The organism is Mesorhizobium sp. B2-1-3, assembly GCF_006442495.1.
GTDB lineage: Bacteria > Pseudomonadota > Alphaproteobacteria > Rhizobiales > Rhizobiaceae > Mesorhizobium.
Genome location: NZ_VFWL01000012.1, coordinates 176,064 through 188,063 on the forward strand (window position 1 = coordinate 176,064; position 12,000 = coordinate 188,063).

At 62.5% G+C, this 12,000-nt stretch carries 4 protein-coding genes; all 4 read right to left on the bottom strand.

Annotation, left to right across the window (positions count from 1 at the left end):
* Positions 1–68: 68 nt before the first annotated feature.
* The 4 genes from FJ973_RS20560 to FJ973_RS20575 all read right to left on the bottom strand — a co-directional run bounded on the left by FJ973_RS20560 (position 69) and on the right by FJ973_RS20575 (position 11,992).
* Positions 69–755 (bottom strand): thermonuclease family protein, encoded by a 687-nt coding sequence (locus FJ973_RS20560; protein WP_140524689.1) that lies wholly within the window; start codon positions 753–755, stop codon positions 69–71.
* A 19-nt stretch (positions 756–774) separates the two neighbouring features.
* Positions 775–1,974: an ABC transporter substrate-binding protein gene (locus FJ973_RS20565; RefSeq protein WP_140557453.1), complete on the bottom strand. Its 1,200-nt coding sequence runs from the start codon at positions 1,972–1,974 to the stop codon at positions 775–777.
* 434 nt (positions 1,975–2,408) lie between these two features.
* On the bottom strand, positions 2,409–2,777 hold the full coding sequence (locus FJ973_RS20570; protein ID WP_140498145.1) for a hypothetical protein: 369 nt from the start codon (positions 2,775–2,777) through the stop codon (positions 2,409–2,411).
* 26 nt (positions 2,778–2,803) lie between these two features.
* Complete coding sequence (locus FJ973_RS20575) at positions 2,804–11,992, bottom strand: DUF5801 repeats-in-toxin domain-containing protein (RefSeq protein ID WP_281407021.1); 9,189 nt, start codon at positions 11,990–11,992, stop codon at positions 2,804–2,806.
* Between the last annotated feature and the right edge of the window lie 8 nt (positions 11,993–12,000).

Genomic DNA, 12,000 nt, shown 5'->3' on the forward strand with positions numbered 1-12,000 from the left:
GCATGCGCAATTTCAGTTGCGGCAAACCATACAATTTGATCGATGTGCGAATCGTGAATCGATTTCGCCTATCGCGGCGGGCCGAAAACTCCCACCTCCGCGTCCTCGGCGACTGCTTGCGCCTTGCCATAGATGCCGGTGGGCAGCGCGATCGCCCAGCCGTTGGACACAAGCCAGGCGCCGACATCCTGCTTGCCAAGGCTACACGGCGCGGCAATGGCAAAACGTTCGATCTCCGGCGGCATGAAGCACTTCAGCGCGCGCCCACGCAGCCAGGAGTTGAAGGCGGCGCGTGCGCGCTGGCCGCAGGACCAAGCGACATCGTGAAACGAGCAGGTGGCTTCCGGTTCTATGCTGGCCACACCACTGACGGCCACTTTGCGTCCCATGGATTCGAAAGTCGCCGATGACGTTGCCATTGGCCGGAAGAGCAGGGTTTCGCGCCAGTCATCTGGCATGGGCGTTTTAGGGGGCACGGCGAGGCCGAGGTCGCCGAGCGGCGGCCGGGCTTCGATCCGCTCGATCTCGGGCAGGTCAATCGACGGCAGCGCGACAATGCCCTCGGCAACCCTGCGCGCTTCTCGCCATCTTCCGTCGAGAACAGTCGTCTGCGACCGGGCTGGTTGCCCGGCATTCTCGACACGAGTCCCAAGGGCAGGCCTGTCGGTCGCAAGCAAGGCTCCGGCATGCATGATCAGGGCAATCCCGAACAGCAGCTCGAGGCCTCCGACCGTAATGACCAGCCGGGCCAGCACAGCGTTCGTTACCGGACGGTCAGAACCCCGAGGTCGATTTGGCAACCAGTTTGAGCGCACCCTTTTCTATCCGATAGAATGGCATCGATCTTTGGCTGGATCCATCGGCGCGAAAGCGGAACAGGCCGGTCGATCCGCGAAATCCACTCGGATTTTCGAGCACCTGTTTGCTGAAACCGTCAGGTCCGACCGCGCTGGCAATTCCTGCAGTCAGCGCAACCATATCATAAGCGTAGGCTACGTTGACGTCGGCGGGATAATTGTATGTCGTCCTGAAGCGATCGGCGATCGGCCCGGTTTCGCCCGGATCGAGCGTTGCGATATAGGCTCCCTCGAACGATGGTTCCATGGGATGCTCCAGCCAACGGCTGGTTCCGACGACGGAGGTCGCCTTGCCCGCAATGCCCTTTGATTTGAGGGCGGCAAGGATAGGCGAGGGGCTGGCATCGCCGCTGGCAATGATGACAGCGTCGGGAGTGTCCACGAGCGAGGCCATTTCGTCGACCGCCTTGGCGGCGCCGTCGCCGGCCGAATATGGAACGGTGACGGCGAGCGTCGCGCCATAGATGCTGAGACTGTTGGCGACCCGCTTCTCGACCGTGCTGGCGTTCGAGCCACCCGCGACAAACAGTACGAATTTCTTTCCGCCTTTCGCGGCGATGCCCGCGGCGCCCGCCGCCGCACTGTCCGCTTCGCTGAGGCGCACGGCATAAACACCGGCGCCGCCCGCGAAATTGTCGGCAAGCGCCAGCACGGGCGGCCGCTTCGATCCCGACAATGTGGCGATATGCTGGGCTGCCGGCAGTTCGGTCGGCCCGATGACGACTTTCGTGCCGGTCGTCAGGGCTTGCAGCGCCAATTTGCCGGCCTGTGCGTTGTCGCCCCTGGTGTCCTCCACGGTCAGCGTAAGCAATCCATTGCCGATATCGGTCATCGCGAGCTTGGCGCCATCGAGCATCTTGCGGCCATTTTGCCCCGCCGATCCCGGGGCGGATAATGGCAGCAGCATGGTAATTTTCGTCGAACCGGTACCCAGCGACTGGGTTGCCTCGACCGGGCCGGCGGCCGCGGCGCCGTCCTGCCCGGCAGGCGCGGCAATCGCCGCCGGATCGAGCGCTTCGGTAACGCCCCCTTTCGACTGGCAGCCCGACAATACCGCGGCGAGCGCGAAGGCGGTTGCCCAAATCTTCAGCCCACGGACCCGTCGGCCAGCTTCCATGATTGTCCCACCCTGTTCACCGCCGGTTTATTATTCCCGGTCTGGTCTCCGACGCATGTTACGGCGAACTGGTCGTGCCGTCCTGTTTTTCTTCAGCCGCCGAAGAGCCGAGCCCTCAGCGCCCCGATCCGTCGCGCTTGCCCTGAGAAGGTATCGCGGTCCGACGAAAACGCGGAAACGCCGAACGTCGCCAACGGCACGGTCGGCTGATAGCTCACGAACGCCTTGAATGTCTGTCGCATACCACACTGCGGTTGCGTCACAATGGATCGGCTGCGCCGAGCCGGACGACGGAGGTTGTGCCATGGGAGGCTGCTCCAGCCGGTCGGCGCAAGCCAGCGTGACGACTTGGCCAATGCCGGCCACGGCGATCGCCTTCAGGAGTTGATCCGTCCGCTGCCATGGTGGCCAACAGGCGCAGGTTGCCTATCCGGTCAGTGCATGTACTCGACCATGCGATCGTGGAAACACTCGCATTTGTTGAGCGTGTCCTCGTCCTTGTAGTTCGTCTTCAGATAGCCGTAAGCCATGCCGCAGGCGACCTTGGCTTCCGAGGCCCAGACGAAAACCGGCCGGGACGAATTGATCCACTCCGAGCTGTTTGCGACGGCGACCGACTCGTCCATCAGCTTCACCACCTGATCCCTGAGATCGACGATGTTGTCGTTCAGCACCAGGTTGGAGGTGCCGACGACACCGCAATAATCGCCCGTGGGTCCTTCGATGATGTCGGCGGCATTGAGGCCCGTCGACAAGATCGACAGCAGACCGGCCCCGAAAGCCACCCGCAAGATTCTGTTCATGTTGCTCACCCCGTTCCTTTCGCCCCTTAGGCCACGTCCTGCTTGGTACCATGGCTGTCGTCATAGAGTATTTTGACTGCTTCGGCCGCACTGTGGAACGTATAGTTCTCCAGCACCGCCACCGTGTGATAGTTGTCGCCGCCGCCATTGGTGTCGACCTTGACCTCGGCGTTCGCCGCATTGGCGGAGGACTGCGCGATCTCCACGAAGCCGCCGGCTTCGAGATCGGTGACGCCGGCCAGGCCCTTCAGCAATGCCGTAAGATCGATCTGGTCGCCCTTGGCCCCGTCATGGAAGTCGGCGATCAGGTCGGTCACCTCGAGAGAGCCGATGGCGAAGGTCTTCGTGCCGTCGGAGGCGACGGTTGGCTGTGCGGGGGCACCGAGCGAGGTGTCGAGTTCGACCTCGACATAGTTGCCGGTGGTGCCGTCGGCCATCTGGAACGTGCCGTTGCCTGTCACGGTCTGCCCGTCGATTTCGCCCACGGCGGGGCTGGCCGCCGTGCTGATCGAGACGATACCGTTATCCGCGAGGTGCGACAATTCCCCGGCATCGCTGGCGCCGTTGGTATTGGCGTCCTTCCAGATCAGCAGGCTGTCGAAGGCGGCGTCATTGTGATCGATGACGCCGTCATGATTGCCGTCGAGCGAGGCGAGTGCCGCCGCCCCGCTGGCGAACTTGCCGCCGCCGAAGCTCGGCGTGAACAGCTCGGTGCCGTCGTCGATCTTGCCGTCATGGTTGAGATCCACCGCCAGCATGCCGTCATTCGAGGTGTTCCAGGCGATTTGGTCCTTGGCGCCGTCGCCATCGATGTCGAACTGGACACCCTGGCTGAGGTCGGAGAAGGCGAAGCCGTTGTGGTTGAGGTCGAGGATGATCGGGTCCACGGCACCTGCCACCACATTGTTTTCCGTAATCGTGAAGTTCTGGCCACCGAAAGACAACCGAACCGTGTCGACACCGGCGGTGTTGGCATCAGTCAGAGTATATACCGTTGTTCCGTTAAAGTTGCCGCCGTTTCCTTGATTGCCGTTTGTGTCTACCTGGATCAGGAGGTTGCTGCCATTGGCAACCACGTGAACATAATTGATAGCAGTACCCTTGTTGATTGTACCGACAATGCTTTGGAGATCGATCTTGTCCCCCTGGCCGAAATTATAGTCGGTAATCGTGTCGGCATTGCCGGGAATAGAACTATCTTCGGTCCATCTGAACCGGTCAGCGTCGGCTCCGCCGCTCAGCGTGTCGGCACCGGCGCCGCCTGTGATCGTATCAGCGCCCGCACCTCCGAGAATGGTGTCGGAGCCAGATCCTCCGATGAGCGTATCGTTGAAGCCGCTACCGGTGAGCGTGAATGCCTCGCTCTGACTTGTAAGAGCGATGATAACAGCGGCTGTTGCGCCGGCCGCCGAGATCGCCTCAACGCCCGCGATGCTGGTGTCAGTCCCGCCCAGTGTGTTCAGCTCGGATGATGTGGATATTAGATTGATCGTATCTGCCGTTCCGCCGCCAAGATTGATAGTGCCCGAGCCTGTCAGGATCGCATTCAACTGGGTGCCGGTGAGCGTAATTGAATCGTCAACGCCGGTGCCGGTAAGATTGCCGGTCTCCGTGTTGGCGACAGTCGTCGTACTGGCCGCCGAAATGTTCATCACGCCGTTGACCTGTACATTCAGGACATCGCCGTTACCGCTACCCAGATCGATCGAAGTGAGGCCGGCCCACTGCCCGGCGGCCATTGTGACGGTCTGGTTGCCGCTGCCAGCGGTAAGGTTCTCGACATTGGCGATCGTGCCGATCGCAAAATCATAGCTGGCACCACTGGTTGTCGTAATGGCTATCGTATCGTTGCCACTGTCGCCGTCGATCGACTCACCTGCTGCGAAGTCGCCGCTCGCGATGTTGAATTTGTCGTTGTCCGCGCCACCGCTCAGGATGTCCGCGCCAGCACCACCGGTGACGGTATCAGCTCCGGCACCCCCGAAGATATAGTCCCCGCCGCCGCCGCCGGTCAGCGTATCGGCTCCGCCGAAGCCATACATGGCGTTGGATGAACCGCTGAGCGGTGGGGCGATTGTCTCGTCGGCGCTGGTGCCGAGATACAGGCCGATGACCGAAGTGGCGTCATCGCCATCACTGATCTGCAGCGTGCCCGTAAGCGGAGCCGCCTGCTGACTGACATTCACGGTGTTCGCGCCGATGCCGAGCGTCGGGTTGCCGAGGGCCGTCGTGAACGGTGACGCCATCGAGAACGCGGTGTCTTCCTGGTCGGCAACGGTGAAGCTTATGCCTGTGTCCGTGGCGCTGACGGCCGAGACAATCGGCGCATGGTTGACCGGGATGTCGTGGACCGTGATCGCCAGATCAGCTGCCGCGGTATCCCCGTCATTGTCGACGACGACGTAATGGAAGGTCTCGGTCGTGTCCTGGCTAACGCCTGCCACCGGTGCGTTGTAGTCCCAATGGCCGGTCGCGAAGTCGAACTTCAATGTTGCACCGATCGGCGTGGTCACGGTCAGGACGGACGTATTCTGCGTCGGACTCGGGCCGGAGCTTGCGGCGACGTCGTTGCCGACCGGGTCATAGGTGTAGGTAATGTTCCCGACCTTGATCGACAGGATATGCCCGCCATCGGCCCCGAAGGCAACCCCATCGGTGCCTGTCGGCAGATTGTCGTTGCCGTAGATCACGTTGCCCGAAATTTCGCCGGGCAGCGTATCCTGCAGAGTTCCCGACAATACAGTCGGATCCTGCACAATCTGTGTGCTGTCCTGAGGACGCTGCGCGACTTCGTCTAGGAAGCTGGTGTCATCGATGTCGCTGAAGCCGACGGCATAGACGTGACTGATTGGCGGATAGTCCGGGTCGTTCCCGCTGTGGTTGAGGAAATTGGTCCATGCCGTCTGCTGCGCCGTGGTCAGATGGGTACCACCGGTCGGGTCGCCGTCTGTCAGGAAATAGACATTGGTCAGGTCGGCCGTGGGATGGCTGAGGTTGGCATAGCCATTGCCCGTTGAGCTGCCGACCAGATTCACGGCGCTGGCGTAGTTGGTGCCGGCCGAGGTCGAGGTAATCGCGGCAATAGCCGAAGCCGCTGCTACCGGATCGCTGTACTGCCCGACGAAGCTGGCGTTGACGCCGAAAGTATAGACGGTGACCTGCGTGAATGTGACGTCATTGCTTGCGAGGAAATCAGCCACGGCTGTCTTCATGAGCTCAAGGCGTGTGTGCCCCGTGCCTGGGACGACATCGTTCATGCTCTGCGAGAAGTCGAGCACAAGCACCGCGTTCATCGTCGGCTTGCTGCCTTCGTCTACTTGCACGGTGTCCGGCTTCGCCACCGGCATATCGTCGTCTATCTTGATGCCGACCGTGCCGTTGGCGTGGTCGCCGTTGGAGTCGGTGATGGTGTACCCAAGCGAAAGATTGATGTCGTTCTCGCCGCCGCCTTGCGGGTGATCGACCTCCTGCAGCAGCGTGAAGTTATAGGTCGCCGCTGTCTGGTTGACCTCGATCTTGAAGACGGCGTGGTTGGCTGCGGCCGTCGCGCCGGACGTGTCGGTCGTGCCGTACAAGGTGTGTGAGGCCGTGTCGTAGTAATAGTGGAGCGCGACGCCGTCATGCTTCACTGTGAAAGCGCCGTCCATGACGGTGTCGCCATTGGTAACGTTGAAGCCGAGCGAGCCATGCCCGTCCGGCCCATAGCTGCCAAGCGACATGTTCGCAGGGTTCGAAGTCGTATCGTCGCCCGTGCTATTGGTGTTGTGGACGCCCGCGGCAAGATCGTCTTCGTCGACCACGATGCTCGACGAGGTGGCGGTCGGCTGACCGGTGCTGTCGAGCCCGACGGTCAGCGTCACGGTCGAGGTGTCGCCGTCGCCGTCCTTCAGCGTGTAGGTGAACACGTCGCTGCCGGCTAGGCCGGAGACACGGGTATAGGCGTAGCTGCCGTCCTCCTGCAGAGCCAGCGTGCCGAATTGGCCGCTGACGACGAAGCCGCCGCCAGCCACATCGGTGTCCGATCCACCAGAGCCAGTGACGCCGCTGATCTTGGCGCCGTCGGCACCCAGGGTGTCGATACCGGTGCCGTGCAGACCTTCGTTGGTGCCGGCGCCGTCTATCACATTGCCGAGGATCGAGCTGCCTATGATGCCAGTGCCGAAGGAATCGGTGTCATTGTGGGCCGTTGGGCCATCATCGCGTATCGCGATGTCGAGCGAAGAGGTGGTGCTGCTGCCGTCGGTGTCTGTAACGACAACACCGTAGTTCGCAAACACCTGATCCTGGAGGCCACGGTCACCGGGCGTCGCATCCGCCGTTGTATTCGGATGAGTGACATTGTCGAGCAAGGTGAACTTGTAGGTCACCGTGCCGCCGGTCGCGTCTCCGACAAAGCTTGTCACCTGGAGCAATCCGTAGGCCGGGCCGCCCAAGATGGTCACCGGCGCTCCGGGCGAGGCGGCCTGTAACTCCGCCAAGGTCAGCGCCGTGGTCCCGATCGTCAGCGTGACCAAGCCGTCGGGCGATGTGAAACCGAAGGCGCCGGTGTTGCTTTCCGACGGATCGACATTGGTAGCCGGATTGTTGTCGTTTTCGCCAGATCCCGCAGGTTCGCCGCTACGGATATCCAGGCCCTTTTCATCGACGAACGTATCCCCGCCCGAAGCTTGCAGCGTCAGACCGGTAAGCGTCGTCAAGTAGTTGACGTCGACAGTGGTCGAGCCCGCCGTGACCAGATGCTCGTATTCGCTGCCCCCCGACTGCACCGACGCGATCGAATTGGAAATATTCGCCTGGTTGGTGATCTGGGCGTCCGTGTAGGTGTGGGTCACGGATCCTGTCGTAGCGCCGGTGGCGACTGTCACTGTCTCGCCATTGGCCAGCGTGAAGGTCAGTGGTGCGGTCGGTGCGACCGAACCAGGAGTACCGGTCAGCGTCACCGTGTAGAGGATCGAGCCGCCATTTTCCGAGACCGGGATTGTTGAGGACGTGAGCGTCGCCGTCACCGTGTTGGTAGTGTCGGTGACCTGCGCCGTCGCCGTTGCGGCGCCGACCACGAGATGCTCGAAATTGCCACCGCTGGTGTTGATGATGGTCGCGGTCCGGCTCGACGCGTCGAGATAGACGTCCTCGTCATTGCCTGAGGCAATCGTCAGCGTGCCGGTGGTCTGGCCGTTCGCGATCGTGATGTCGCCCTGGTTGGTTGTGATCGTGGTCACGCCCTGGGAGGCGTTCGACAGTGTTGCCGTGAAGACGTAGTTGGCCACCGCTCCTTCCGACACCGTCGAGGCGCTAAGGTTGACCGTCGTGTCGTTGGTGGTGTCGTTGATCGCAAAGCCGAAGTTGGCGGTCGACGTATCGCCGTCGCCATCCTTTACGGTGAAGGTGCCGGTTGCGGTGCCTCCAGTAAGATAGACGTCGTCGCCTTGCGCGGTGAATGTGTAGCTGCCATTCGCCATGACCGCCATCGTGCCGTGCTCGAAGACGATTGGCTGCGAGTAGCCATCGGCGCCGAACACCAGGGTCTTGCCGTTGATCTGCGTCACCGTGGCACCATCGGCGCCGGCGACGAAGTCCAGCACGCCGGTGACCGTTGTGCCCTCGGCGACGTTTTGCGAGGCACTCACACTCGCCGTCGGCGTGTCGTCGTCGACATCGATCGACAGCGTGCCGGTGGCCGTGTCGTGGTCGCCGTCCGTGACGGTGTAGTTGACCCCGAACTGCAGATTGTTCTCGTCGTCGCCGGCAGGGTGCTCGATCGCATGAAGCTGCGTGACCGTGTAGGCGCCGGATGTGGTGTCGGCCAGATGCACCTTCAGCACATCGACGACGACGTTGTTCTGCATCTGGCTGATGATCAGGTCGGTTCCCGAGTTCGAGGTCACCGAGAACCCGCCCGCAACCGGCAGCGTTGCGCCGGTGAGCAGCGTCGTACCGGCGCCGTCGGCGCCGTAGGTGTGACCGAGCGTACCGGATGTGTGGGCGGTGTCGGGATCGACATCGCCGGTGCCATCGGGATTGCCGCCCAGCGCGTCGTCATCGAGCTGGACCTGTGCATTCATCGCTGCCGCCGGCACGTCGTCCGCGACATTGACCGTAAAGCTCTGGGTGACGGAGTCGCCGTCGCCGTCGACGGCCTTGATGGTGAAGCCGAGCGGCAGCGAGGCGTCGCTGCCGCCGGTGTGGTCGTGGTCAAGCGGCTGCCAGAGGGTGAAGACAAAGGTCGGCGTGCCCACGCCGTTCAGGGTCACCATGAAGACGGGATTGGATACGGTGTCGCCTTGCTTGAAGGCGACGAGTTCCTCATCGACGCCGTTGGCGGCAAGACGGACTGTGTAGTCCAGCGAAACGCCGCCCGAGGTCAGCTCTTCGGGCGCCATGAGAGTGTTGCCGGGACCGCGCGCGAATTCGAGATGGCTCGATCCCTTGTCGTCCGCATTCCAGTCGATATTGAGATTGCCTGATGTCGGCTGTACCAGGGGCAGCAGGCTCTCCGACACATTGCCCGTACCCGCAGGGCTGGTGACGACCGGAATGTCGTCGGTGACATGCACGGTGAAGGCGGACGACGTGCTGTCGCCATCCGAATCCGTCGCGGTGAAGTCGAAGGACAGGGCCTTGTCGTTGTGGTCGGCTCCAGCCGGATGGTCGATATTGTCTTGCAGGTTGAACGAATAGTTGCCGTTAGTCTGATCGTTGATCGACACGGTGAAGATGGTGCGGATGACCGAGTTGTGCGTGGCGGTCGCCGTCAGCACGGCGTCGTTGCTGGACAGAGTGTAGGTGATGGCATCGCCATTGGACGTCAGGCCAGCCTGGACGCCGGCCAACGCCGGATTGAAGGTAACCGAGCGGTCGTGAATGCCGCTGTTGGGATTGGCGTCGTCGGCTCCCCACGAGATTCCCAGCGAGCCGGTCGCGGAGGCCGCGTTGAATGCGTTTGTGGAACCCGCTGCGGTGCTTTCCGCCACGGTGGCCTCCGCCGCAGCGATCACTGGCCTGTCATTTTCGACCACAATGTTCAACGTGCCGGCCAGGTTGACGCTGTCGCCGTCGAAGTCGGTCGCCTTGAAGAGCGAGCCGATGTCGATCGCCATCGTCCCGCTGTCGCCGGAATTGAGGCTATGGTCGAGGTGATCGAGCAGCGTCAGCGTAAAGGTGCCGTTGTTGTTGTCCGCAATCGTGAATACGGTGCGACCGTCCGCCGCGACGCCATCGACGGCATCGACACCCACAACGAAATGAACCGCCGATCCCCCCGACGACACGCCCGCCTGAGTTCCATTCTTTTCGACGTTGAAGGAGAAAGTCGCGTCGTCATCAGCGCCGATCGAAAGCAGTGGGACGAAGGCCGATGCCCCAAACGTAACCGAGGTTGGCTGGCTGCCGCCTTCCGAATTTCCGCTCGACAGGCCGGTCAGCGTGTCTTCGTAGACGGTCGGAAGAGTGGCGCTGCCGTTCAGCGCTACCGGAATGTCGTCCTCGATGCCAATGGTGAAGACGCCGCCGCTGGTGGTGGTGGTCGACGTATAGAGGAAATTTTCGGCGCGGATCTTGTCGCCGCTGTCGAGATCGAAGCGGATCACCAGATGGTCGAACGTGCCCGCCGGGTCGATCGTGACGACTGAGCCGTTGGCCGGCACAGTCATCGTTCCTATCTGGAAACCGGAGCTGCCGGAAACCGGCACGCCGGCGCCATTGTAGGCTTCCCAGGAAATTGTGCCCGAACCGTTGCCGTTGATGGTGAAGCTCACCGCATCGGTGCCGGGCCGCGAGAAGATGAAGCCCTCATTGTCATGGATATGATTGTCGCCGATGCCGACGCCCTGACCCGAAACGTTGAAGGAATCGCTTCCGGCGCCATTGTTGAAATCGTGAGCCAAGGCTCCCTTGAACGTTAGTCCGTCGAACGTAACGCCGCCCACGGTATAGGTGCCGTAATGGCCGGAATGCAGACTCAGGCCTGTCGTGGCTGTGGTGGTCGTCGTCTCGCCGGTGATCGCGATCGTGTCGCCGTCGGCGTCGGTGAACTGGAGCGCATGTGTGAAGTCGAGCACCAGCTTCTGGTTGTCATCGTTGGCGGGGGAGTTCGGCAGGTGGTCGATCTGGTCCAGCAAGGTGAAGGTGTAGGTGCCGTTCGGCTGGACATCGAGGGTGAAGACTTTGCGGTCGCCCGCATCGAGGCCGGGTGTTCCGCTCTCGACATAGCCGGTCAGCACCGTGCCGTCGACGTGGTAGACGATCGCCTCGCCCTTCGATGTCGCCGCCGGCAAGCCAGCGGGGTTCTGGATCAGCGAGAAGGAACCGGGTTCGTCCGCCCCGGCGGAGACCAGCGAGCTCAGCGAACCGGTCGCGACCGTGCCGAGGCCATCTCCGTCGGGATTGCCGACGGAATGACCATTCGAGTTCGCCAGCAAAAGCGCGTCCTCGCCGACATTGCCGGAGACGGTGGCGCTGGTCTGCACCGGAATGTCGTCGAGGACCTGGATCAGGAAGGTCCCGGCGCCAAGGGGGATGGAGTCGCCGTCACCGTCGGTCGCGACGATATACGAGGAAAGATCGATCGGGCTCGTCAGCTGGTTTTCACCATTGTCTCCGGCCTGGCCGTCCAGCGCCGGATGATCGATCTGATCCTTGAGCGTGAAGACGTAGGAGCCGTTGGCCCCCACGGTCAGCTGGAAGATCTCGCGGTCGCCGGCCGAGAAGCCGGCGCCGTTTCCTGCCTCGGCATAACCATGCAAGGTGCTCCCATCGGATACGATGAGCACATGCGCGCCCTGCGACGTAAGGCCGGAATCCGCCGGCACGGCCGTCGAGGCAAGATGAAAGGCCTGGGCGCCCGGGCCGTCGGCGCCGAAGTCGACGAGCGCGGTCAGCGCGCCGGCAGCGCCCGTGACGGTCGCGGAAAGGCCGATCGCTCCCGTCTCACCCGGCCTGCCGGCATCTGGGTTGTGCCCGGCAAGCCCGTCTTCGTCGACATTCGCCGTGATCGAGGCGGTTCCGACGGCCTTCGGCCCGTCATCCTCGAAGACGATGGTCTGGGAGATGTCGGCGCTTTGTGTGACGTGGTCGCCGTCGCCATCGGTCGCCGTCACGGTGACCGAGACCGAGCCGGCGCCGAGCGCGATGCCCTCGTCGTTGCTGTGGGTGTCGGGATGCTGGAGCGAGACGTATTGCGCAACCGCGACCTGGCCGGTGGCGGCATCGACATGCAGGGCGAAGG